This is a genomic window from Pseudoalteromonas sp. SR43-7, assembly GCF_014163785.1.
Classification (GTDB): Bacteria; Pseudomonadota; Gammaproteobacteria; order Enterobacterales; family Alteromonadaceae; genus Pseudoalteromonas; species Pseudoalteromonas distincta.
The window spans coordinates 154,136-177,902 of sequence record NZ_JACJDY010000004.1 but is presented as its reverse complement, the minus strand read 5'-3'; the positions used below and the strand labels follow the sequence as shown (position 1 = coordinate 177,902).

The following is a 23,767-nucleotide window of genomic DNA, read 5'->3' as shown; positions in this document are numbered from 1 at the left end:
ACTAAGTATGTATAGTAGCTAAATCGCATATTAATAAGCTAAAGACCCCAGTTACCAGCCAAATAAATAAACCAGCGAGGTTTGTTTATAAAAAAGTATTAGAGTATTTAACTCAATATTTAAAACGCCTATTTATAGCTGTTTGCAGAAGGGTTGGATAATTATAAACATTGAATTTTGCACTAAAAATGGGTAAATTAACAAAAAAACAACATGGATATAATTTAATGGAATCAATACACCCTACCCCATCTGAAACAACCCCACCAATAAATGAACCTGCTGAACCAATTTTTAGCGGAAAAGTGCAATTTAGTGGTAAAGGTGGTGAGTTTTTTGGAATTTGGATTGTAAATATATTACTTAGCGTTATTACGCTTGGCATATATTCGGCGTGGGCTAAAGTACGTACGCATCGCTATTTTTACGGCCACACCCGTATAGATGGCCATAGTTTTGACTACCTGGCAACACCAATACAAATTTTAAAAGGTCGGATTTTAGCGGTTGTTGTATTTTTTATTTACACATTTTCAATTAGCTTTATGCCTATTTTAGGCCTATTTATTGCTCTTGGTTTTATCTTTTTAATGCCATGGATTATTAACCAAGGTTTACGTTTTAATCTGCGCATGACCCGCCATCGTAATGTTCGCTTTGCTTTTAAAGGCAGCTATGGCGAAGCCTTTGTTAACTTTATACTTTTACCTATTGCCAGCATATTTACGCTTTATTTATTAATGCCTTACGTTATAAAACGTATTGATAGCTATATCCATAGCAATATTAGTTATGGCGATAAACCACTTACTGTAAATCTTAAAGGCGAAACCTATTACCTAACAGCGCTTATTTGCTTTGTAGTGAGCTCTATCACCATGGTGGTATTTATGGGGATTTTAGGATTATTTGGCCTCAACTTAGTAGATATTGAAAACCAACAAAATTTAGAAAACTCTGCAGCGATGGTTATGCTTCCTATCTTTATGATGATTGCCTATGTGCTAATGATTGCCATTGTTTCTGCTGTATGGCACGCCGCTATTAGAAATCACATTTTTGATAACAGCCATTTTGAAGGCGTTGCTACATTTAAATCAGAGCTAAAACCAATTCCTTTCGCTGTTTTACTATTAACTAATATGTTGGCTATTGTATTTTCTTTAGGGCTTGCATACCCATGGACAAAAGTACGTACATCAAAAATGCTCGCTGATGTAACTAACGTCACTATTTATCCTGGTGCATTAAACCTAATCGATACCGCGCAAGAACAGCAATCATCATTTGCTGAAGAAGCTGCAAACGTATTTGATATTGACCTTTCTCTAACTTAAGAGCTCACCATGCATGTAAAGGGACATTTTTTCCCCATCGCATCGAGTAACTATCAAGTGTGTGTTGCCACTATTAGCGACACACACATTGAAGTTATTAACGATGAACACGTTATAGCTCGCCACGCAATCTCAAGTCTAAAATTAAGTTCGGGGATGGCAGGACTTGCCGACGAATTAAACTTTGAAGATGGCAGTCGTTTTATTCCTCAAGATGTAAGTTACAGATGGCCATTTAAAGAAAATAACCACCACGTAATGGAACGCCTTGAAAAAAGTAAATGGGCAATTTTAGCCGCAGTAATATTTACACCGCTTTTTATGTGGTTAGTACTTTATAAAGCAGTACCCGCCATTGCTGTTTACAGTGTTGATACCCTGCCACGTAATGTTGTAGAACAAATGGGGGAGCAAAGTTTTACACTAATTAAAAAGATTGCGCTTGATCCAAGTGAGCTGCCCGCAGAGCAGCAAGCTAAAGTACAAGCGCATTTTACAAGTATGCTTAATGCGTTATCGCTTGATCAATCGGTGTATAGATTATCGTTTTATAAATCCGACAGCTTTGGTGCTAATGCGTTTGCACTACCCCATGGCCGTATCGTGGTCACAGATGATTTAGCAAATTTACTTGCCGATAAACCCAATGCACTAAAAGCGGTATTGCTACACGAAATGGGCCATGTAGTCCACCAGCATAGCGTACGTATTACAGCACAATCTGCCGCAAGTACGATTGTGCTAGCGGTTGTATTTGGTGATTTAGAAGGGGTTGCAGAGGTTGCGTTAGGTACAGGCGCATCATTTGCTCAGCAAGGATTTTCACGAGATATGGAACGCGAGGCAGATACCTTTGCACTCATTCAATTAGAGTCACTTGGGTATTCGAGTAATGATTTTGCTGATGCAATAGAAGCGCTGCAAGAAAGCCATACCAGCGAAAACGAACACCTAGAAAAAGTAAATGACTTTTTAGAGTACTTGTCTAGCCACCCAAGTGCACAAGAGCGTATTGACAATGCTAGGAAATAATCGCGGTTATATTCAACTTACTCGCTACATAGTGAGTTTAAGTTGGATATACCACGGCTTTTTTCCAAAGCTTTATCATATTGCACCGCTTGAAAAATTAATGACTGGCAGTGCGGGCTATTCTGAACAGGTGTCTGATTTAATTACACGTTCAGCGGGAATTGGTGAAATTATATTTGGCGTGTGTTTATTTGTATTTTATAAACATAAGCATTTGGTAGCTTTAAATATATTGGCGCTTATGGGGCTTTTACTCGCTGTAGTTGTAATGCAGCCACAATTGCTTATTGAAGCATTTAACCCTGTAACTACTAACCTGCCTCTTATTGGTCTAAGCGTTATTTGGTTAAAAGAAATTAAGCAGTTGAATAATCGATACCTCTAAATAAAAAAAGGGTATGCAAGCGCATACCCTTTTTTGTAGTACTTAAGTTATTTAATTAGTACTTATTTTTATGCGTCCACAAATGCAGTAATTCGCTCGCAATGGTTGCTGCAGCAATAGCGGTAAGCTCACTTTGGTCGTACGAAGGTGATACTTCTACTACATCCATACCTACCATGTTTATGCCTTTTAGCGCACGCAGTACTTTAAGTACTTTATCTGACGTTAAACCACCACACACAGGAGTGCCTGTACCAGGCGCAAACGCAGGGTCTAAACAATCTATATCAAACGTTAAGTAAACAGGTAGGTCACCTACTCGCTCAAGTATTTGCGCTGCAATTTCATTTGCATGTAAATCATTGGCTTGCATTGCATCAATCACAGCAAACTCATGTTTACTTTGATCAAAGTCGGTACGAATACCTATTTGTATACTGTGCTCAACATCAATCAGCCCTTCCATTGGTGCATGATAAAACATAGTGCCGTGATCAAATCGCGAGCCATTGCTATAAGTATCGGTGTGCGCATCAAAATGCACTAACGCCATTTTGCCATGTATTTTTGCATGAGCACGTAATAGCGGAAGCGTTACAAAGTGATCGCCCCCTAAACCTAATAGTGTTTTACCTTGGCGAAGTATTTGATCCGCAGCCATTTCTAGTTGCGCAGTAAAATACTCAGGATCCCCGACAGGGTAAGTAAAGTCCCCTGCGTCTGCCACTTTTAAGCGCTCAAACAACGGGAACGTCCACGGGTATTTAGTGTCTTCCCATGCTAAATGAACCGATGCACGACGAATTGCATCAGGGCCTAAGCGCGCACCAGGGCGGCCCGAGGTCGCTAAATCAAACGGTAAGCCTAAAACCACTACGTCTGCATCAATTGCATTAATGTTTTGCACCATAGGACGACGTAAAAACGTCATCCCATTTGAGTACAATGAGTGATCTGCGTGACCAAACAAAGTCGACATTGCTTATAACTCTTCTAAATAAGTGTAGCCATCAAGGCCGCTTTGCAACTCGTCTAAAACGCTTTGCTGTTCGTGTTTTTCAATTTTAGTGCTTACTAACTGCTCGTATGATTGCTGAAAACTTTCAACATCTAAATGTACGTAGCGCATCATATCGGCCACAGTGTCACCTTGGTTTATCTCGGTAATACTTGCAACGCCTTGCTCATCCATATTGACAATTGCGCTGTGCGTATCGCCAAACAAGTTATGCATGTCACCTAAAATTTCTTGATAAGCACCCACCAAGAAAAAGCCCATTAAATAAGGTTTATCGGCACTAAATTCTGGCACTGGTAATGTGCTTTCAATACCTTGTCCATCTACATAATGCTCAAGTGCGCCATCTGAATCACAGGTTATATCAAGTAATACGGCACGTTTTTTTGGCGCTTCAGTCAAGCCACTTAATGGCAATACCGGAAACACTTGATCAATGCCCCATGCATCTGGAAGGGATTGAAATAACGAGAAGTTTACAAAAAACTTATCGGCTAAACGTACGTTTAACTCGTCAATAATCGGACGATGAAAACGGTTTTTATTATCCATGTGCTTGTTGAGTTCATAACAAATACGAATATTAATTTGCTCAGCCCATGCACGTTGCGATAAGTCTAATAACCCGAGTGCAAATTGGTTATGCGCTTCAGCTAAATCACCTTGGCTGTCGTGATAAATCTCAATTAATGCACGGTCATCCGTTAAATCAGTTAACTGTACAAACGATGCCCACATGTTTTTTAATAACAGGGGGGCATCTGCCGCTGGCGCTACTAACTCTTCTGGCGTGTAACTTTCAGTACCAATAACATTAGAAATAAGCACAGCATGATGCGCCGTAAGCGCACGACCCGACTCAGAAATAATAGTCGGCATTGGTTGCTCATATTGCTTACATGTATCACCAATGGTGTACACAATGTTATTCGCATATTCAGCTAAACTATAATTCATAGAGTTATGCGACTGACTACGCGTGCCGTCGTAATCAACAGCTAAACCACCGCCTACATCAAGACAATCAATTTCTGCGCCTAATTTACGTAGCTCACAGTAAAAACGCGCAGCTTCGCTTACACCTAAACGTACGTCACGAATGTTCGCCATTTGTGACCCTAAGTGAAAATGCACAAGCTGCAATAAATCAAGCTGGTTTGCGCCTTTTAAACGATTAACTACATGTAAAACTTGCGATGCAGATAAACCAAATTTTGATTTTTCGCCGCCACTCGCTTGCCACTTACCTTTACCTTGCGACGCTAAACGTACACGAATACCAATGCGTGGTTTTACGTTAAGCTCTTTTGCTTGGCTAAGGACCATGTCTAGCTCAGAAAGCTTTTCAAGTACGATATACACTTTATGACCTAGCTTTTCGCCAATAAGTGCTAAACGTACGTATTCTTTATCTTTGTAGCCATTACATACAATAACAGCGCTGGTTTTTTCAGCCAGTGCTAGTACCGTTAGTAATTCAGGCTTGCTGCCGGCTTCTAAACCAAGTTGTTTTTTTTCTACTTGTGCTTGGCTTGCTACTATTTCTTCAACCACTTCACGTTGTTGGTTTACTTTTATTGGGTAAACTAATAGGTAGTCTTTAGGGTAACCATAGTTTTCAATCGCAGTATTAAATGCGCCGCATAAGCTGTGTACACGATGGTGTAAAATTTGCGGAAAACGAACTAAGGCTGGTAAGCTTAAACCTTTATCTTGTAGTTGCTTTGCGATATCTGTTAGTGCAATGGTTTGCTCTGGGGCATGAGCCTTGGGCGCAACATACACATCACCTTGATCATTAATACCAAAAAAACCTTGGCTCCAATGACGAACATTGTAGCTCGTGCGAGCTTGTTCTAGTGATGTTGTCTCTTTCATTTATCTTTCTCTTTTGTTTAATTAATGCCGACTCGGCTAGTGCCGCGCATTAAAAGAAAAATAGAGATTCAAGTCCAACAAGTATTTTTACTCGTAACGAGTGATTTTTGATGTTAAAAAAATAACCAAACAACTATTGCCCGCTGGCATATATAAAACAGGACTTTAATGATTTTTAAAGATAAGAAAAGTTATAAAAAATGGCTATTTTTAAATGACTCATTATAAATTTTATTAGTAAAAATGAATTAGCTCGTTCAATAAAATTCATCTTGAGTTACTTTGTTTATAAAATTTACTTTTGATGGATTAGAGCAAGACGTTCTCAACACCTCAATTACTCACAGTTGAGGCTGCGTGTTGTGACCAAGTAATACCTATGTATTCTGCAAAGTGAATAAAAACTGCACGTCAAAAACGTTTAGCATACATCCACCAGCTTCAATCATGACTTGGCGCATATGTAGCGTTAGGTATTGCCTGTGGTATTGAAAGTAGGAAATTGCAGTAGTGTATAAGCGAATTCGATTAATTGAGTATAAGCTAGCTATGCACTTTTTGGGGCGAACATAATTATAGCCATACCTAGCAGTGCAACTAGACCACCAATAATATCCCACATAGTAAGCTTTACGCCATCTACAACCCATAACCATAATAGCGCAACACAAATATATACGCCGCCATAAGCTGCATATACCCGCCCTGCTGCAGTAGGGTGTAAAGATAGCAACCATGCAAATAGTCCCAAACTTAACGCTGCAGGAATTAAAAGTAAAATGCTTTTATCTTGTTTTAGCCAAAGGTAGGGCAAATAGCACCCCACTATTTCAGCTAAGGCTGTAATAATAAAAAGTGCGATTGTTTTTAATTCAAACATAATGCTCCGCGCAAGCATAACAATCTATATAAATTGTTATGCTTAGTGCGTTGTTATTCGCTAAGCGCCATAGTGGCAAGTTTCATTGTACTTTCAAACGACTTAGTGCCCGCTATAAATAAACCGTTGTGACAGAACACGGCATCGGCAATACCTGTTTCATCTACAAACGCTTGATCAGATAAACCAGACCACGCTTTAGGAAGCGGTTTTCTATCTTCAAACGAGCCAGGCTCAACGGGTACTGTTTGTAATATCCATTGCCCAGAATGCGATGGGTAAACCATGTATAGCGCCTCACTTGATAAAATATGCACTGTTTTTTTCCACGGTGTGTACTTTTCAAGCACGATTACTCTAGCATCTTCTGCACTTTCAATTGCTTTGGCGACAATCTCTTTTGCATTAACACTACCGTGAGCTGAAGCGATAAAACGAATGAGCATGCGAGCTGCAAATTCAACGGCTTCATCAAAGCAGGTATCAAAGTTACTTTCTTCTTCCCATGTAGGGTTAAACATTGAAATTGTTTGGCTCAAGCTTATCCCTTTTGATACACCTTCAACATGACCACAATCAATGGCGTCAATAGTTGAAACTAAGCCTGAATCCACTCTATCAGCAACGGCCTGGTTATCATCACACAGTGCTAAGCCGTATTTTTTCCACACTAAACCAAATGATGAAAAAGGAATGCCATTTTCTCGCTCGCCTGCACCACCACGTTGATGATGATCAAAGCGATTAGTTTCAGGGTCGTATTCCCCACCTACATCTATTACGTAGTCGGCACTTTCTATAAGCGCTTTATCGCGTGTGCGTACCAATTTAAACGTTGGCAAAACATGCCTAAGTACCGCAATACTAAAAACGTCATCTGCATGAAAATTACCATTGTGGGTTACTACTGTTATTTCGCTCATTTGTTTATTGCTACTTTTAGAAAAGATAAAAATTCTCGCTTTGTAAGTTAGTCACTAATTATCGAGGCAGATTTTATACGAAGACAGGTGTTAAAAACAGTGAAGTATTTTTGCATCACTATAAAAGCTGCTTTTATAGTTACTAGTTTGAGTATGACTTTTATTACAAGATAATAATGAAGGCAGATATTTACGACACATTAAGCTTTAACATGTCGCAGCGTTAATGAACTTATTTACTAAGCCCTAATTCCATAAAAACACTTTGTGGATTATCTACATATGAGCCAAAACTGCTACAGCGTTTAAAGCCTAAATTTTCATATAAATTGATTGATTTTATTTGTTTTGGGCCTGTTTCTAAGCGTATTAACGGGATTTTTTTTTCGCCAGCTTGATGCAATAAAATCTGCATAATACGTCTTGATAGCCCTTTACCACGATGACTTGGTTTTACATATAAACGTCTTATTTCGCCATAAGGCTGAGTATCAAATTTCTCTACAATCGCACCGCAGGCAATAATACCTTCTTCAGTTTTTAAACCAATAGCGTACACATTAGGTAAGGTTAATTCGTTTAACTCCAGAGACTGTGCGGTAGCAACAGGGTATAAAGAGTTTATAAGCCGGTCTATATCATCAAATACATTTACCACGTCGGGATCATTCGGGTTCAAATCGACTAACTGCATAAAGCTTCCATTCATTGTTATAAGTTTATTAAGCTTTAAATAATATATTTAAGCGGTCATAGCTTAGCATTGTTTAATTAAAAAATCTTTACTCCTTATTTAGCATATGGGTTATGACATTTCACCAGCTAAAAGAGCAAAAGTGGCCTAGCAAGTGTGTAAATTTTGCTAAATTATTACTAATTAATAAATAGTAGTGTTCAAGTATTATTGCGCATTAGTATTAGCGCTATGCCATTTTGCATAGCCTTCTTTATCCATCGGCCTTGCAATTAAGTAGCCTTGCATGGCGTCAATATTCATTTTTTTAAGTAAGTCATATTGTTCTGTTGTTTCTACGCCCTCAGCAACTACCTCTAAGTTTAAGCTTTTTCCTAGGCTGATAATTGTTTGCGCAATATTAAAGCCAACCGTGCTATCTAAAATTTTATCAATAAAGCTTTTATCTATTTTTAATTCTTTAACAGGAAACGCACTTAAGTACGCTAAGCAGGAGTAACCGGTTCCGAAATCATCAATCGAAAATAAAAAGCCAGCGGCAATGAGTTCTTTCATTTGTCTAATTGTATAATCTATATCGCTTGAGAGCATTGACTCAGTTATTTCTAACTTAATTTGCTGCGCTCGAATATCAAATTTATTGATAGTGCTAAACAGCTCTCCTTTTAAATTTGATGAATTAAACTGGCTTTGACTAATATTAATTGAAACACTAAACGAATCGTCAATTATGTTATCTGCTTTAAGTTCGTTTATTAAAATACATATATCATGTAAAACAATATTTTGTAGTTTTTGAATAAGCCCGTATTGCTCTGCAATTGGTATAAATTCGTTTGCCGCTATTAACCCTTTTTGAGGATGGTTCCACCTAATGAGTGCTTCAGCACCAATAACATCACCATACGTATTTACCTGAGGCTGAAAATAAGCACAAAACTCATCAGATGCAATCGCTCTGACTATATCGGTTTCTAGTTCAGTTTGTTTTTCAAGCAGTGTTTGTAAGGCTGGATCGTAAAAGCTACTGCTATTCCCCCCTTTATTTTTAGATCGATACATAGCCGTGTCTGCAAATTTTAATATATTGCCTGCCTGCGCATTTACGCTATCAATTAGACAAATACCTATGCTGCAGCTTACTTGAAATGCAAGGTTGCCCACTTCAAATTTATCATGAAAAGCTCTTTGAATCTCTTTGGCTACTATTTTGCACTCGATGCTCGCCTGCTGTGTATTTTCTCCAACGTGTTTTAGTAAAATAATAAACTCATCGCCACCCGCTCTGGCCAACGTATCAGAGCCTTTTATTATTGCGCTTAACCTTTTTGATAATTCCACAAGTACTTCATCACCCGCACTGTGCCCAAGTGAATCATTAATACGCTTAAAATTATCTAGGTCTAAAAATAATAACGCCCCTATATTTTTATCACGCTTAACACTCTCCACACACATGCTTAATTTGTCGCTAAGCATTCTTCTATTTGGAAGATTCGTTAATGGGTCATAAAAGGCAAGCTTATGTACTTCTTGTTCGGCCTTTTTCTTTATTGAAATATCTCTGGCCATCCATACTACGTGCCTTTTTGTAGGACTATTGGGGTGGTAATGATCTAATGCAGCAGCCCTGCCTTCAAAAACTATATTCCCCTTTGGTACAGCTAATTCATATTCAAAAATTTGTGTCTCGTTGGTCGAGAGTGTTTTTTTAATAACGTCCATTATCATTTGTGCATCGTCTTGAGAAAGCAGGTCCTTAACACTTTGACCAATAAGGTCCTTGCTTGAATCAAGCAGTAACTCATTAGAAGTTCCATACACATCGGTATAAATTCCCTCTTCACTTAAAATAAGGATGAGATCGGGCATTACCTTAGTGAAGGCTTTAAACTTTTCATTACTTTGCTGTAAATTCGCGAGAAGCTGTTTTGCTTTGTTAAATTCGTTACTTTTTTCAAGAGCGATACTAGAAAAGTGCACAAAAAAATCGATTAACTCTAAATCTTGCTTTGATGGTGATTTAGGAGTGCTGTGATAGATAGCAAAGGTGCCTAATAAATCGGCTTGAGTTGAGAAAATAGGCGTTGACCAACATGACTTAAGACCAAACTTTAGTGCTAAGTCTTTAAAGTCCTCCCATAGCGGTGAAGTTTCGATATTTTCAACAATAGTGCGCGATTTCGAAAATGCAGTAGTACCACATGAGCCCACTTTTGGCCCTATATAGACTCCATTAAGCAAACTACAGTACTCTGGATGAATATTAGGAGCTGCGCAATGAAAAAGCTGCTGGCCTTTAACTGATAAGATTGAACACCTAGCGGATTCATCATCAATAATCTGCTCGATTGATGAACAAATTTCAGTAAGCACCTCACTTAAAGGTACCCCTAATGCAATTTTAGATAAAATGCCTTGCTGGTGAGATAATAACTTTTTTAACCTATCCGTACCCATTTTCCTTTACCCGTATTATTTATACACATTGAAACAACAAAAGCTTTAATCAAGCGCTTTTTTCTTACGCAGTAAAGTTCAGTATAGTCATGATTAGTAAGTTTTTTATTTTATTGGCAAAAAATAATCGGGCCTGTCTTAAATAATCATAGTTGCATATTACTGAACACCTATTGTTACTATATAAACAAAACCACAATATTAAAGCTAACACTTTGTTACTTAAAAGTACTGTTCAAAATTTTTAAGCTATTTATACTATAAGTAATGGTAAATATTTTTTGAGGTTACAGTGCAGATCACACAAGGTATGGAATACTTTTTTTCGGGGTTTAAATTAATTAGCCAAAAAGGGCTAAAGCGTTTTGTCCTTATTCCGCTATTAATTAATATTTTGCTGTTTGGTAGCTCGCTGTTTTTTTTAGTTGGCTGGTTAAGTGATAGTTTTAGCTACATAAACAACATGCTCCCCGAGTGGTTAAGCTGGTTAGAGTGGCTAATGTGGCCTATTGCTGTATTAGTTGTTTTGTTTAGCTATAGTATGCTCTTTACAGTTATCACTAATTTTATTGCAGCCCCTTTCAATGCGCTCTTGAGTGAAAAAGTTGAGCTTTACCTAACAGGTCAAAAAATTAACGATGACGGCTTTGCCGAACTAGTTAAAGATATACCTCGCATGCTTGCCCGTGAGTGGACAAAACTATGCTACTACCTTCCTCGCGCAATTGGCTTTTTTATATTGTTATGGGTTTTACCGGTCATTGGTCAAATACTATGGGTGTTATTTACTTGTTGGATGTACGCAGTTCAATACGAAGACTATGCGTTTGATAATCATAAAATTGACTTTAAGCAAATGAAAGACGATTTAAAATCTAAGCAAGGTTTGTCATACGGATTTGGTTTTGCTGTTATGTTGTTAACTGCTATCCCTTTTATAAACTTAATAGTTATGCCAGTCGCAGTGTGCGGTGCAACACGTTTATGGGTAGATAACTATCGTCCAAAATATCGCAGTTAATTAAAAGGTTGCTGACTTTTTTAATATTCGAAGGACACCGCATTCTAGATTAAAAAGCACCTAAGGTGCTTTTTAATCTATTTTTAAAGCAATAAACTCAAGCGATGCACGCCTTGGTAATGCATCGCTTTGTTTATCTACTTCTTCAAATTTTTTAATCAAAATACTAAAGCGCTGATTATTAATATTAACGGCTGTAACTTCACCAATTTTTATACGGAAGTTTTGCTGCTGATCAAACAGCTTTAGTATTTGACCTTTTACACGCTCTACGTATAAATAAGGTGTTTGGTCTGGCATCTTTAAACGAATGACATTGATTTTACTTAGTTCATGTACCGCGACCCAATTCTGGCTCTGCATTAACGTATTATAACGACTAATACCTTCAGGCTGATAAACAACATCTTGGCTTATAACGCATGTATTACAGCCCTTTACTGATTCAATTCGCCAGTCAACAGCTGTATTTTTATAATACAAATTATCATTTTTTAGTAACCACTCACGTGCATTGTTAGTATCGCTACACGCTATTAGTAAGCTAAAAAAACTACTCAAGATAATAAACTTAGTGCTTAGCATTGGCTTCATACTATTGCTCTTTAATTGCTTTTAACTCAGCAATAATTGCACTACTTGGCTGTGCTTCTTTTATATAACTGGGCAGCGTTTCAATATTAGCAGGCGAGCTTTGTAAATTATGCACCTTACTGTTATTTGTATTTGGCACGCCAAATCGATTACCTGCACTTTGCATATAAAACTGTAAATTAAGCATGCTCCACTCATCTACATCACTCAGTATTGATATTGTATTATCTTGGTTAGTATCAAAGCTGGTTAAGCTTTCGGTGTTAATTGCATTACAATTAAAATCAACTGGTAGTGAGCTATTTCTATTTAACCCCTGTACTTCAAGTATGGTGCTTTCATTTAAATCTGCTGAACTACCATTTGAATAATCAATAATAAAATCATCCGTAGAGCCTAAATGACTATTAGTATTTGGTGCAATATCGCAACTAGCATTGCCTGGGTAAAAACGCTCATAGTAGCGATCGCCTTCGTTATTACCTATTGTTGATAAACCCGCTAATTGATATAAATAATTCATAGAGCTTAAATGATTAGGCTTAAAATTAACTTCTTCATCACCGCCATGGTATAAACCTAAGTTATGACCTAACTCATGAAATATTGTTGATGCTTGATAATTATAAGTTACATTGGTTGCTACTTGCGTATCAAGCGTTAAACCCCAGCCCCCCATAGTTACCATTAAATCATTACCGCTTATCTCAGCAATACCCGAACCACTAATACTACCGTCTTCGTTACCACTACTTGCCATTAATAAATAATGGAAAATGGGCCTGCGAGTTATATCGCTATATTCCATTTTATAAGCAAATAAATTAGGGCTACTTAAATCGTATTCAAACGGGGTATAGCTATTAAAAGGGACAAGATTTCCGCCACCTAAATCAAAGTTTTGCGGTGCTGTATTTGTATTTTGATCAAACAAATCACCTACGTCAAAGTGGACTGTATAGCCTTTTTCTGCAAAAACAGTGGCTACTTTTTCAAGTGCTGTTCGATGTGGAGTAATACCTACATCACTGCTGTCCATATAATCAACTTCAATAAATATATCTTTTTGTGCGGTACGCGCCCCCCACTCATAAAGTGGTAAACCCGCGAATGTTGTACCCTGTTGCTCAGCGCAATCAGGAATACCATCCTCATCATCATCTATTGTGCAATTTATATTGTTTGGCCCAGCGGGTGTGTTAAACACAGAATAACTCCAATCAGTACTTTGATTAGTGTCTTTCGCATTAAGATCGCGCTTTAAGCTGCCTCCTTGCTCGGAGATGATTTGCTCTGCGTTACTACCTTGCCATTGTGATGGCGTTACTGGTTCTTGTACTGAGTTACCAAATTTTACAAAGTCGATTGTTTGTGTACCTGCACTATTAAGTAATTCTACAAAACCGTTTATGTACCAATAAGGTCTAATTTCATCACTAGCATTACCTACAAGCGCTATTTTAGGGTTGTTAACTGACGCATTTACTAAAAAATCATCTCCAAACTTACTTTGTAAAATAAGGTACTCACCATTTTCAAGCTCTTTATTGGGCAGTGAAAAAGTTGTCTGCGCACTAGTCGAGCTATTAATCATATTAATACTGCGGGATTTAAGCGAATAACTCTGTAAGTTTACAGCAGCCCCTGTGCCGTTATAAATTTCAATCCAAGGTAAGTCGTTACTAAATTGCACAGAAGAAACTTCCGTTATTTTTATATCTTGGCTAGAGGTAGTAAAAGAAGTAGCTGTTTGCGTTTCAATGGCCGTATCATCAAAATTAGTTAAATCAGCTGTAACACGGACAATATATTGGGTATCTTCATTAAAGCTTGCGCTTACATTTAGATTATGAAAATAAGTACTTGTGTCACTAGTAGTACCCGACAAACTTTCAATATTTAAGGCCAAGCAAGTAGTAAAATCATCTGCTGACACTTGTACACTTCCTGTACAAGCACCACTACTAGAATTAACTGCTAAAGTGCTCGTTAGCATAATATCTGAAAATGTAATACTAACAGGGCTATCTACAAGAACTGGGTCATTATTACTTTGGGGTGTTACATTACTAATTGTAGCGGGCGTTGAATCAACCACCGTAATATTCAGGGTAAATTCGGTTGTGTCTTTTGAATCAGACGCAGTTAACGTATAGCTTTGTGAAGTGATACTGTTTGCAGGAGGCGTGTAGCTAAAAAGTAAGGCTTGTGCATCAATAACACTAATTTGTGCACCATTTAAATCATCACCAAAATCAATCTGAACGGTATCGTTATCGGCATCGTTAACTACTAAACTAAATTCTGTGGCTTGATTATATTGCACGCTAATACTTACATCATCTGCAGTTGGTGGATTGTTTGGTGCTAATACTACAACTGTTTTTTGAGCGCTATTTGTAGCGTTATCGTCATCGGTTACAGTAACCACAAATGTAACATTGGTATTTTGTGAAACAGTGGGCGCATTAAAGCTAATGCTTGTTTGTGTTTGAGTAAGTTCAACTACAGGACCACTTATTTGCTGCCAAGTTATGCTATTAATACTACCATCGCTGTCTTGTGCATCTGCAACTAAGGTTACACTGTCACCTTTTTCAGCTTCTTCAGGGCCTGTAACAATGACTGTTGGCGCGCTATTTACTTGATTAATTAAAACCGTTTTACTCGCTTGAGCGCTTTTACCTGCATTGTCAGTTACGGTTACGCTAAAACCTAGTGTTGTATTTTCAGATACATTAGGGGCGGTAAAACTAAGGACTCCATCAGTTTGTGAAAACTCAATATTGTCCCCAGCAGACTGAATCCAATTAATATTACTTATAGTGCCATCTGTATCTTGAGCGTTAGCAACTAAACTAACTTGTGTGCTGGCAAGTGCACTACTTGGGCCTGTTATATTAACTGTAGGAGCATTATTTTGAGAGGTGATAGTGCCTGAAAAAACTTGTTGTGCAGTAGCACCTGAGTTGTCAGTAACTGTAACCGAAAAGCTAAAGGTCGTATCGGTTGTTACACTAGGTGCAGTGGCTGTAAGCGTGTTACCGTTAGAGGTAAACGTAAACTCGGGCCCGCTAAGTTGTTGCCATTGATAGCTGGCAATTTGTCCGTCGCTATCATTTGCAAGCGCTGTAATAGTAAATGATTGATTAGAAGTAATAACGTTACTGCTAACTGAAAGCGTAACACTGGGCGCAGCGTTACCAGAGGGCGTAGTTGTATCACTACTTTCGCCTCCCCCGCCACAACCTGTGATTAAAAGTGATAAAAAAAGTAAACTTAGCCATTTATTAATATTGTTTTTTACCACTTTTAGCCTCTACATATTAACTATACAAATTTTGTGGCACCTTAGTAACGTTTAAATGAACGGTTATTTCCTCACGATCATGATATAGATGTTTAGCTTGCAACTCGTAATTGATACCTTGTTTCTCAAGCTCTTTTCTGATCATCGAAAGACATTCATAAACACTATCAAAGCGTTTTTTCATAGGCAGCTTTAAGTTAAATATAAACTCTTTTGCGTATGCATTTACTGCCCAGTCAATCATTAGCGTAGTCACTTTGGTCGGTTTTTCCACCATATCGCACACTAACCAAGTAGTATTTCTTTTTTCTGGGCGATATTTAAAACCGTCAGCTCTAAAATGTTTAACTTGCCCAGTTTGCATTAAATCGTCATTCATTGGGCCGTTATCAATCGCACTTACAAACATACCACGGCGTACAAGCTGATAAGTCCAACCACCAGGGCATGCACCTAAATCAACACTGCGCATACCGGCAGCTACGCGTGACTCGCGTTGTTGCTCAGGTATAAATACGTTAAATGCTTCATCGAGTTTTAACGTTGAGCGACTCGGTGCATCGCTTGGCATACGAAGGCGCAAAATACCCATGAAAAATGGAGAATTATTAAAGCTATACGAGTAACCAACATAAGCCGTATTGTTTGTTAAAAACATGACATGCATTACTGGGCGATTTGCTTTTGGCTCACGTAGTACAGTATTTTGTTTTTCGAGGGCTTTTTTAAGCGGTGTTGAGATTTTTTTACAGAAAGTTAAAAGCTCTTTGCCTTCGTTTGTGTCTGGCGTTTCAACGCGCAGTTCTGAGCATAATGTAAAATCTTTAGCAGCTTCAACTACTGCGCTCACACGGTCCTCTACTGGCATGTTTTCAAGTAATGTGCCGGCAAACCATTGACGTGCAAACACCATGTTTTTAAAATCAACTTTTTTGATTATTTCATCGCTGTGATGCGCTTCAAAACATTCGTAAACAACATAACCTGTATTTGGTTTTGCTTTTACATACCCTGCAAAACCTTGCTCTGCAGCATGAAACGTTATTTCAGCAGCGGCATCGTTTTCAAAACCACTACGACAAAAAATCACAACACTAGACATATTAACCCTTAAACTCTTTAAAACTTAAATCGTGCAACTTGCACTAAAATAACAATCCAACCAATAATAAAGCACAACCCACCAAGCGGTGTTATAGGCCCAAGCCACTTCATTCCTGTTAGAGCGAGTAAATATAAACTACCACTAAAAAGTAGTGTGCCCATTATAAAAAAGCCACCAGCCCAACTCAGGTTTATGCCCCATTTAATTAAAATAGCCACCGCAATAAGTGCAAGTCCATGTACCATTTGATACTCAGCAGCCGTTTTAAAAACGCCTAATGAATACTCCGATAAGCGGCTTTTTAAACCATGGGCAGCAAATGCACCTAACATCACCGAAAGCATACAAAAAATACTACCAGTCATTAAAAATAATTTAATCATCTAACCCCCTGCTCGAGTCTTAACGTATCTCAATTTGTTGCTTAATAAATTCAACGGCACTTAACGCTGCTGTTTCTCTATTTTGCAGTTCAGTTACGCCACTTTTTTTACGTGGTTTTAATGAGTGATCGCCATCACTCAGCCAAGTAAACAAAGGCTGCTTTGGCATTTTCATAGTAAGAAGTTCTTCACGTGTACCAAATGTATCTCGCTCGCCCTGTAATACTAAAAAAGGGCAAACAATATCAGCAAAATGATCGGTGCGTAATTTTTCTGGCTTACCCGGAGGATGAAATGGATAACCAAATGCAATAACACCCGAAAGTCTTTGCTCTGTGCTGCACGCAAGCATTGATGCCATGCGACCGCCCATCGATTTACCACCTATAAATAACGGTAAATCTGGCTGCGCATTCGTTAGCACTCGTTCATAATAAGTAAGTAACTTTGGTGCTCGCTCAGGAGGCCTGCGTTTATTAGTTTGTTTAGCGATTTGCATATATTCAAAATCAAATAAACCAACATCAACACCCTGCTCGCTTATTAATTTTGCCATGTGCTGCATAAAGTCAGAATCGCTACCAGCACCTGCGCCATGTGCAAATATAAACTGTGCTATTGCAGGTTGCTCCGTGCTTTTAAACCATTCAATCATTATTAATACTCATGTTCTTGCTCATGCTCTACTAAGCTCAGCATCCACTCTTTAAACGAAACTATTTTACCAAGCTCTGTTTGCGACTCACGAAGCACTAAGTAATACGCATTTTTACTCTCTAGGCTATGATTAAACGGAATTACCAAACGCCCTGCGTCTATGTCGGGTTTAGCTAATACACTATTGCCAATTGCTACACCTTGTCCATGTACCGCTGCTTGTAACACCATAGAGGAGTGGCTAAATATAGGCCCTTGATTTACCTGGATGTTACGCACGCCTGCGGTTTTCATCCACGTTTTCCAGTTTTTACGTGTAGTGTCGTGTAATAGTGTGTGATGCGCTAAATCACTAGGTTGATCAAGCGGCTTTAATCCGCTTAATAACATAGGACTACAAAGTGGTACTAAATATTCGGTATGAAGCTTGTACGCTTGTACGCCATTCCAATGACCCCTTCCATAATAAATAGCAATATCTACGTCATCCGTGAGTGAGTTTTCATCTTGGTCTTGTGCTTTTATTCGCACATCTATCTCTGGATGTAACTCATTAAACAAACTCAAACGAGGCACTAACCACTGAATAGCAAAACTAGGGGTTAGGCTTACCGTTAGTGAGCCCTTAGCGCCACGAGCTAATAGCTTTTCAGTTGCATCAATAAGCTGAGTAAAAATCTCTTTAATATCTAAAAAATAGCCTTGGCCTTCTTCAGTTAATAATAAAGAGCGATTTTTACGTAAAAACAACTTCAGCCCTAAATGCTCTTCAAGTGTTTTTATTTGATGACTTACTGCCGCCTGCGTTACATAAAGCTCTTCTGCAGCTTTTGTAAAACTTAAATGGCGTGCAGCCGCTTCAAAGGCTTTTAATGCGTTTAATGGAGGTACCCGTCTTGACATAATAACCAAGCTTAGAATTAGTTTTTCTTATGCGTGAGATTATATACATCATATAAGTTTGTGTATATTAAAGGCATAAAAAAAGCGACCTGAGTCGCTTTTTAATAAACATCATGCTTAATTATAAATCGCTTGCACTTGTATCAAGTGGGGCAAAACTTTTAATTAAATCATCAACCGCTTTCATTTGCGTTAAGTAGCCTTCTAACTTACTAAGTGCTAGCGCACATGGGCCATCACATTTAGCTTCGTTAGGATTTGGATGCGCTTCGATAAATAAACCAGCAATACCCAATGCCATACCGCTACGCGCAAGCTCTGCAGCTTGTGCACGACGACCATCAGCAGAGTCAGCTCGTCCACCAGGGCGTTGTAGCGCATGTGTTGCATCAAAAATAACAGGTGCCATTGCCTTCATGTCATCCATACCCAGCATATCAACCACAAGGTTGTTGTAACCAAAGCTAGAACCACGCTCACAAAGAGCTACGTTGTTATTACCAGCTTCATTAAATTTAGTAATGATATGACGCATTTCATGTGGCGCTAAAAACTGTGGTTTTTTCACATTAATAATTGCACCTGTTTTAGCCATCGCCACAACTAAATCTGTTTGACGCGCTAAAAAAGCAGGTAACTGAATTACATCAACAACTTCTGCAACAGGTGCAGCTTGATGCGGTTCATGTACGTCAGTAATTAGTGGAATTTTAAACGTGTTTTTAATTTCTTCGAATATTTTTAAACCTTCTTCCATACCTGGACCACGGTACGAATTGATTGAAGAGCGATTAGCTTTATCAAATGAGGCCTTAAATACATAAGGAATATTTAGTTTCGTCGTAACTTCTACGTAATGCTCTGCAACACGCATTGCTAAATCGCGAGATTCTAATACGTTAATACCACCAAACAGTACAAACGGTTTATTGTTTGCAAGTTCAATTTCATTAATTTTAATAATTTGGTCTTTCATTTAAATTCCTTAAGGTGCAACTGCTTGCATCATTAATCCACAAATATAAGCCATATAAGTACCCACACCGTAGCCTAGTACAGCTAACAAGACACCAACAGGCGCTAATGACGGATGAAACGCTGATGCGACAACAGGTGCTGACGCTGCGCCGCCCACATTAGCCTGAGAACCCACTGCCATATAAAATAACGGTGCTTTAATCAGTTTAGCCACAATTAACATAATGCTTGCATGCACTAACATCCAAATTGCACCCACTAAAAATAGCCCAGGGTTATTGAAAATAGCGGTTACATTCATGTGTAAACCAATCGATGCAACCAAAATATATAAAAAGCTAGAAGCTACTTTTGAAGCGCCAAACGCTTCTATTTGCCTCACTTTAGTAAACGATAAGCCTATACCAATCGTTGTTGATATAACAATTAGCCAAAAAAATTTACTGTTTAAGCTGTATTCTTTTGCCCATTCATAAGTAGTGCCAAAGTACGGCCCCAAAAAGTCAGCGCAAAAGTGTGCTAAGCCAGTTATACCAAATGCAATTGCAATCAGCGTCATGTAATCATTAAGAGTTGGGATGCGTGCATGTTCTGCGTGATATTCTTCCACACGCTTTTTCAAATCTTCAATTGCGCTTGTATCAGCACCCGTCGCTGCATCAATCTTTTTATGATTTGCTGCCATTAACAATAAAACAGCCATCCAAATATTAGCGACAATTACATCTACTGTAATCATTACTGAGAATATATCACCACCAACTTCAAACATTTCTTTCATTGATGCTTGGTTAGCACCGCCGCCAATCCAGCTACCTGCAACAGTTGTCATACCGCGCCATACGGCATCTGGGCCATGCCCACCAACAATACTTGGGTCAAATGCGCTCACCACTAAAATAGCTAATGGCCCACCAATAACAATGCCTAAAGTACCCACTAAAAACATAATAAGTGCTTTAGGGCCTAAGTTAATAATCGCTTTTAAATCAATACTAATGGTAAGTAGTATCAAACAGGCTGGTAGTAAGTAGCGCGAAGCCACATAATAAACATTAGATTTATTACCATCTACAATACCAAAGGTATTTAATAACGAAGGTAAAAAGTAACACAGTAATAAAGCAGGTACGTATTTATAAAATCGTTTTAAAGCTGGACGCTCACTGTTTGAGGTTTTAAAAATAAACCCCAAAATAATAGCAAGCAAACCAAGCACAACGGCATCATTTGTAATTAATGCGCTTTGAGTTTCAACCATAATTATTCCTATTCTTAATGGTGCGTTTTATTATTATCTTCTAGTTCTTCTATTTGGTGTTGAATAATCTCTATTGCAGGATCGTCCGGACACTCATCTACAAAAAACTGTAAATCATCACGTGCCATTTTAGGGCAACCGAGCTGATTTAATAAGTAACCTCTGTCGCGTCTCTCATACGGGTCGTCGCCTATTAACTCCATTAGCATCTCTACACAGGTTAAAGCATGACCAAATTTATTTTCGCTAATGAAAGACCATTTTTGCTGAGCTAAAAATAACTTATATACTTCGTCATCAAAAATCAGTTCTAGTGGCTCTTGCTCTTGACCATCATCTTCATCTGCGTTTTCAGGGATAATATACCAACTTTGTTGTCCACTGCTTGGCTCTATTATGTAGCCTTCTTCGTCACTAATCGCCACATGTACGCCAACATCACCTTGGGTAAGACTAAGGTTCGCGTCACAGTTAGCTTGTTGTAAAAAATGACAAAGTATAATTGCCAGTGTTGTAGGTGAACCACTGCGCATAGAAAGCGTATAGCTTAATGTATTTAATTTATATTCAGGCACTTTTAAACCTGATGCACTAAATAGCCAATCACTGTAAAACATATCTAATAATTTTTCGAGGCGATCGTGCTCATCACTCACTTTTAAACACAGCGCTGAAATTTGCTGTTCAAAGTCAGTTAAAGTTTCATAACATGGTGTTAAATCTATCTGAGGGTCCCACTTTGACTCTGCTTTAATACAGCGGTAAATCGCTGGAGGTGTAAATTCATCGTAAGCATCATCAAGATAAGATTCATCGTGTTCGTCAAACCCGAGGGTAGTCATTAATACTGCAACATTTTAGAAAACGAAGGCGTAGTTTACCTAACTTTAAAGCTATATACCAATATAGAGGTGTATTTGAATATTTTCTGAGAGGGAGTTGTATTTGAGCTTTACAAAACAACTATAAAGCTCAAATAGTCAGGTATTACTTAAAGCAAAAAAGCTGATTTAGACGCCGCTAAATAACCTATCGCTAAAATAACAGCAGTGTTAACTAAAACGTAAGAAACTTTAGCCGCCATTTTAGTTTGTCTGGCGCTTTTAGCCCCAATACCAATGTATATAACCACTAAAACTATTTTTTCTAATAGCCAATATTGTTCAAACGGATTAATTTTAGCCATAAATATAAGCGTAAGTGCAGACACTAACAATAAAGTATCTATACTGTGACTACCAATCATTACCGCTTTATTTTTTGCTAATTTACCACTGCCCATTCGCGAAAAAGCGCGAACATAAAATAATATTACACTTAACATCGCAATTGCCATATGCGAGTGCTTTACTGCTAAATAATCCATATGCCCCTGTACTTCTGTTTTATAAAAATTTAATCAGGAAAACGGCTAAGAACCGCCTCTAACTCATCAAGCTTTTCGTTAAATACTTCAACCATTTTTGGTTCAAAATGTGTGCCTTTTTCAGCATTAATTTCATCAACCACATTTTGTAATGTCCAAGGCTCTTTATAACACCGTTTATGGCGAAGTGCATCGTATACATCAGCAAGTGCGACTATGCGGCCAAATACGCTAATTGCGTTTCCGCTTAGACCTTGCGGGTAACCAGACCCATCCCATTTTTCATGATGCTCTTTTGCAATAATTGCACCTGTACTCACAATTTCATGGGGAGAGTCTTTTAAAATAGTATAGCCTTTATCAGTATGGATTTTCATCACTTCCCATTCTTGAGGTTCTAACTTTGCTGGTTTGTTTAAAATCGCATCAGGAATACCCACTTTGCCTACATCATGAAGAGGCGACGCCAACCTTACTAAATCTGCATCATGTTTAGATAAACCATAGCCCTCAGCTAAAATATGACAAATATGTGCTACACGTTTAACATGATTACCTGTCTCGGTTGAGCGCTGCTCTACTGCTTCACTTAACCTATAAACAAGCTCTTGTTGTGTCGCTTCTATTTCAGACTGAAGCTGCACATTTTCAAAGGCAAGTTGCACATTTTGAGAAAATATTTTGATTAAATGACGCTGAGTATCCGTTAAATCCTTTGGGACACCTGATATGAACAGCATTGAATTATGATTGTACTCACTACTGCAGTACGCAAATAAGTAATTATCTTTATAAATGATACTTTTATCATTAAGCGCCTGATGACACGCACTTAACTGCTCAGCTTGTAATACCTCATCAAGCTCTTTACCTTCACTTTTTTCAAAATCGCCAGTGCCAGAGCAAACTATTAGTTTTTTATTTTTTTCATGTTCTGGGTTTTGTGCAACTAAAGTGGTGGCATACATAGCTTGATCAGCAATACCCAATAAAGATGTTAATTGCTGCATAACGCCTTCAATAAAGTGCTCTATTGAATGCGCAGAAAAAATATCACGAGACGCTATAATTATTTTCTCAAGCCCTTCGCGTGACTGCTCAATCGAAATAATATCCCGATACGAGCGTAGGCTCGACATAATAACAGTAAATAATTTTTGAGCAGTTAGCTCCGTTTTCGATTTGTAATCGTTAATATCATAATTAATAATGACTTGACGTTCAGGTGCCTGGCCAGGTTGGCCTGTTCTTAAAATAATCCGTATATGATTATTTTTAGCTTCTTCACGAATAAACTTAGCAACCTGCAAACCAGCGTCGTCGGTTTCCATTACCACGTCAAGTAGCACAATAGCGGCATCTGGATGCTCTTTTATGAGCTCTTTCGCTTCAGCACCTGAGTAGGCACTAATAAACTCTAAGCGTTTATTTTGAAATTCAAAATCACTCAGTGCTAGTTTTGTAACAGCATGTACTTCAGGTTCATCATCAACGATTAATACTTTCCAGGTACCGTGTTCAATCTCATCGATTGTTTCTTCTGGTTCATCTGAAAATAAAAAATCACCCATCATAGTCGAAA

The 23,767-nt window shown here is 38.1% G+C and carries 21 protein-coding genes; 4 read left to right on the top strand and 17 right to left on the bottom strand.

The features are described 5' to 3' along the window. Nucleotides 1–227 precede the first annotated feature (227 nt). Genes H5087_RS04825 through H5087_RS04815 form a run of 3 tightly spaced genes read left to right on the top strand, consistent with a single transcriptional unit; the run spans nt 228 to nt 2,754 of the window. Nucleotides 228–1,337, top strand: coding sequence for a YjgN family protein (locus H5087_RS04825; RefSeq protein ID WP_002958576.1), 1,110 nt, complete (start codon nt 228–230; stop codon nt 1,335–1,337). A 9-nt stretch (nt 1,338–1,346) separates the two neighbouring features. Beyond that, nucleotides 1,347–2,369 (top strand): M48 family metallopeptidase, encoded by a 1,023-nt coding sequence (locus tag H5087_RS04820; RefSeq protein ID WP_182671351.1) that lies wholly within the window; start codon nt 1,347–1,349, stop codon nt 2,367–2,369. Further along, nucleotides 2,356–2,754 (top strand): DoxX-like family protein, encoded by a 399-nt coding sequence (locus tag H5087_RS04815; protein WP_165744490.1) that lies wholly within the window; start codon nt 2,356–2,358, stop codon nt 2,752–2,754. The genes H5087_RS04820 and H5087_RS04815 overlap by 14 nt, the downstream gene beginning before the upstream one ends. Nucleotides 2,755–2,809: 55 nt before the next feature. Here H5087_RS04815 and speB read toward each other — a convergent pair whose 3' ends face one another. The 6 genes from speB to H5087_RS04785 form a co-directional block, all read right to left on the bottom strand. Further along, nucleotides 2,810–3,733, bottom strand: coding sequence for an agmatinase (speB, locus tag H5087_RS04810; protein WP_008138249.1), 924 nt, complete (start codon nt 3,731–3,733; stop codon nt 2,810–2,812). A gap of 3 nt (nt 3,734–3,736) precedes the next feature. Beyond that, nucleotides 3,737–5,650, bottom strand: a complete 1,914-nt coding sequence (speA, locus tag H5087_RS04805; RefSeq protein WP_002958572.1) for a biosynthetic arginine decarboxylase — start codon at nt 5,648–5,650, stop codon at nt 3,737–3,739. A 547-nt stretch (nt 5,651–6,197) separates the two neighbouring features. Then, a complete protein-coding gene (locus H5087_RS04800; protein WP_182671350.1) occupies nt 6,198–6,530 on the bottom strand; it encodes a YnfA family protein in 333 nt (110 codons plus the stop codon). Nucleotides 6,531–6,583: 53 nt separating this feature from the next. Continuing rightward, nucleotides 6,584–7,453, bottom strand: coding sequence for an MYG1 family protein (locus H5087_RS04795; protein WP_182671349.1), 870 nt, complete (start codon nt 7,451–7,453; stop codon nt 6,584–6,586). 232 nt (nt 7,454–7,685) lie between these two features. After that, the gene (locus H5087_RS04790; protein WP_182671348.1) at nt 7,686–8,147 is read right to left on the bottom strand and encodes a GNAT family N-acetyltransferase; all 462 of its coding nucleotides are present in this window, start codon (nt 8,145–8,147) and stop codon (nt 7,686–7,688) included. 207 nt (nt 8,148–8,354) lie between these two features. Next, nucleotides 8,355–10,607 (bottom strand): EAL domain-containing protein, encoded by a 2,253-nt coding sequence (locus H5087_RS04785; protein ID WP_024597466.1) that lies wholly within the window; start codon nt 10,605–10,607, stop codon nt 8,355–8,357. A gap of 310 nt (nt 10,608–10,917) precedes the next feature. Here H5087_RS04785 and cysZ point away from each other — a divergent pair, with 310 nt between their 5' ends. Continuing rightward, a complete protein-coding gene (gene cysZ, locus H5087_RS04780) occupies nt 10,918–11,628 on the top strand; it encodes a sulfate transporter CysZ (RefSeq protein ID WP_182671383.1) in 711 nt (236 codons plus the stop codon). 72 nt (nt 11,629–11,700) lie between these two features. On the opposite strand, the gene H5087_RS04775 is transcribed toward cysZ, so the two are convergent. The 11 genes from H5087_RS04775 to H5087_RS04725 form a co-directional block, all read right to left on the bottom strand. Further along, a complete protein-coding gene (locus H5087_RS04775) occupies nt 11,701–12,222 on the bottom strand; it encodes a hypothetical protein (protein WP_182671347.1) in 522 nt (173 codons plus the stop codon). 1 nt (nt 12,223) lies between these two features. After that, nucleotides 12,224–15,532 carry a PKD domain-containing protein gene (locus tag H5087_RS20285; RefSeq protein ID WP_182671346.1) on the bottom strand — a complete coding sequence of 1,103 codons (3,309 nt, stop codon included), beginning with the start codon at nt 15,530–15,532 and terminating at the stop codon, nt 12,224–12,226. A 16-nt stretch (nt 15,533–15,548) separates the two neighbouring features. Continuing rightward, a complete protein-coding gene (rlmM, locus tag H5087_RS04765; RefSeq protein WP_182671345.1) occupies nt 15,549–16,634 on the bottom strand; it encodes a 23S rRNA (cytidine(2498)-2'-O)-methyltransferase RlmM in 1,086 nt (361 codons plus the stop codon). A 17-nt stretch (nt 16,635–16,651) separates the two neighbouring features. Beyond that, the gene (locus tag H5087_RS04760; RefSeq protein ID WP_024595287.1) at nt 16,652–17,020 is read right to left on the bottom strand and encodes a DUF423 domain-containing protein; all 369 of its coding nucleotides are present in this window, start codon (nt 17,018–17,020) and stop codon (nt 16,652–16,654) included. Nucleotides 17,021–17,039: 19 nt separating this feature from the next. Continuing rightward, entirely contained in the window at nt 17,040–17,675 is a 636-nt protein-coding gene (locus tag H5087_RS04755; RefSeq protein ID WP_182671344.1) for an alpha/beta family hydrolase, read from the bottom strand. 2 nt (nt 17,676–17,677) lie between these two features. Next, complete coding sequence (locus tag H5087_RS04750) at nt 17,678–18,580, bottom strand: transcriptional regulator GcvA (RefSeq protein WP_002958561.1); 903 nt, start codon at nt 18,578–18,580, stop codon at nt 17,678–17,680. Nucleotides 18,581–18,701: 121 nt separating this feature from the next. Beyond that, a complete protein-coding gene (kdsA, locus tag H5087_RS04745; RefSeq protein ID WP_002958560.1) occupies nt 18,702–19,556 on the bottom strand; it encodes a 3-deoxy-8-phosphooctulonate synthase in 855 nt (284 codons plus the stop codon). 9 nt (nt 19,557–19,565) lie between these two features. Continuing rightward, a complete protein-coding gene (locus tag H5087_RS04740; RefSeq protein ID WP_024595290.1) occupies nt 19,566–20,819 on the bottom strand; it encodes a DUF819 domain-containing protein in 1,254 nt (417 codons plus the stop codon). A 14-nt stretch (nt 20,820–20,833) separates the two neighbouring features. Beyond that, the gene (locus tag H5087_RS04735; protein WP_002958558.1) at nt 20,834–21,661 is read right to left on the bottom strand and encodes a tetratricopeptide repeat protein; all 828 of its coding nucleotides are present in this window, start codon (nt 21,659–21,661) and stop codon (nt 20,834–20,836) included. Nucleotides 21,662–21,810: 149 nt separating this feature from the next. Continuing rightward, nucleotides 21,811–22,185 carry a SirB2 family protein gene (locus H5087_RS04730; protein WP_182671343.1) on the bottom strand — a complete coding sequence of 125 codons (375 nt, stop codon included), beginning with the start codon at nt 22,183–22,185 and terminating at the stop codon, nt 21,811–21,813. A 29-nt stretch (nt 22,186–22,214) separates the two neighbouring features. Next, nucleotides 22,215–23,759 (bottom strand): response regulator, encoded by a 1,545-nt coding sequence (locus tag H5087_RS04725; protein WP_182671342.1) that lies wholly within the window; start codon nt 23,757–23,759, stop codon nt 22,215–22,217. Nucleotides 23,760–23,767 lie beyond the last annotated feature (8 nt).

Bases quoted from the DNA above. Each gene is read 5' to 3' on its own strand.
- H5087_RS04750 (WP_002958561.1), bottom strand. From the start codon at position 18,580: ATGTCAAGACGGGTACCTCCATTAAACGCATTAAAAGCCTTTGAAGCG.
- H5087_RS04785 (WP_024597466.1), bottom strand. From the start codon at position 10,607: ATGGGTACGGATAGGTTAAAAAAGTTATTATCTCACCAGCAAGGCATT.
- H5087_RS04760 (WP_024595287.1), bottom strand. From the start codon at position 17,020: ATGATTAAATTATTTTTAATGACTGGTAGTATTTTTTGTATGCTTTCG.
- H5087_RS04790 (WP_182671348.1), bottom strand. From the start codon at position 8,147: ATGCAGTTAGTCGATTTGAACCCGAATGATCCCGACGTGGTAAATGTA.
- H5087_RS04725 (WP_182671342.1), bottom strand. From the start codon at position 23,759: ATGATGGGTGATTTTTTATTTTCAGATGAACCAGAAGAAACAATCGAT.
- H5087_RS04820 (WP_182671351.1), top strand. From the start codon at position 1,347: ATGCATGTAAAGGGACATTTTTTCCCCATCGCATCGAGTAACTATCAA.
- rlmM (WP_182671345.1), bottom strand. From the start codon at position 16,634: ATGTCTAGTGTTGTGATTTTTTGTCGTAGTGGTTTTGAAAACGATGCC.
- H5087_RS04735 (WP_002958558.1), bottom strand. From the start codon at position 21,661: ATGACTACCCTCGGGTTTGACGAACACGATGAATCTTATCTTGATGAT.
- H5087_RS04800 (WP_182671350.1), bottom strand. From the start codon at position 6,530: ATGTTTGAATTAAAAACAATCGCACTTTTTATTATTACAGCCTTAGCT.
- cysZ (WP_182671383.1), top strand. From the start codon at position 10,918: ATGGAATACTTTTTTTCGGGGTTTAAATTAATTAGCCAAAAAGGGCTA.
- H5087_RS04730 (WP_182671343.1), bottom strand. From the start codon at position 22,185: ATGGATTATTTAGCAGTAAAGCACTCGCATATGGCAATTGCGATGTTA.
- H5087_RS04795 (WP_182671349.1), bottom strand. From the start codon at position 7,453: ATGAGCGAAATAACAGTAGTAACCCACAATGGTAATTTTCATGCAGAT.
- H5087_RS04755 (WP_182671344.1), bottom strand. From the start codon at position 17,675: ATGATTGAATGGTTTAAAAGCACGGAGCAACCTGCAATAGCACAGTTT.
- H5087_RS04775 (WP_182671347.1), bottom strand. From the start codon at position 12,222: ATGAAGCCAATGCTAAGCACTAAGTTTATTATCTTGAGTAGTTTTTTT.
- kdsA (WP_002958560.1), bottom strand. From the start codon at position 19,556: ATGAAAGACCAAATTATTAAAATTAATGAAATTGAACTTGCAAACAAT.
- H5087_RS04740 (WP_024595290.1), bottom strand. From the start codon at position 20,819: ATGGTTGAAACTCAAAGCGCATTAATTACAAATGATGCCGTTGTGCTT.
- H5087_RS04815 (WP_165744490.1), top strand. From the start codon at position 2,356: ATGCTAGGAAATAATCGCGGTTATATTCAACTTACTCGCTACATAGTG.
- H5087_RS04825 (WP_002958576.1), top strand. From the start codon at position 228: ATGGAATCAATACACCCTACCCCATCTGAAACAACCCCACCAATAAAT.
- speA (WP_002958572.1), bottom strand. From the start codon at position 5,650: ATGAAAGAGACAACATCACTAGAACAAGCTCGCACGAGCTACAATGTT.
- speB (WP_008138249.1), bottom strand. From the start codon at position 3,733: ATGTCGACTTTGTTTGGTCACGCAGATCACTCATTGTACTCAAATGGG.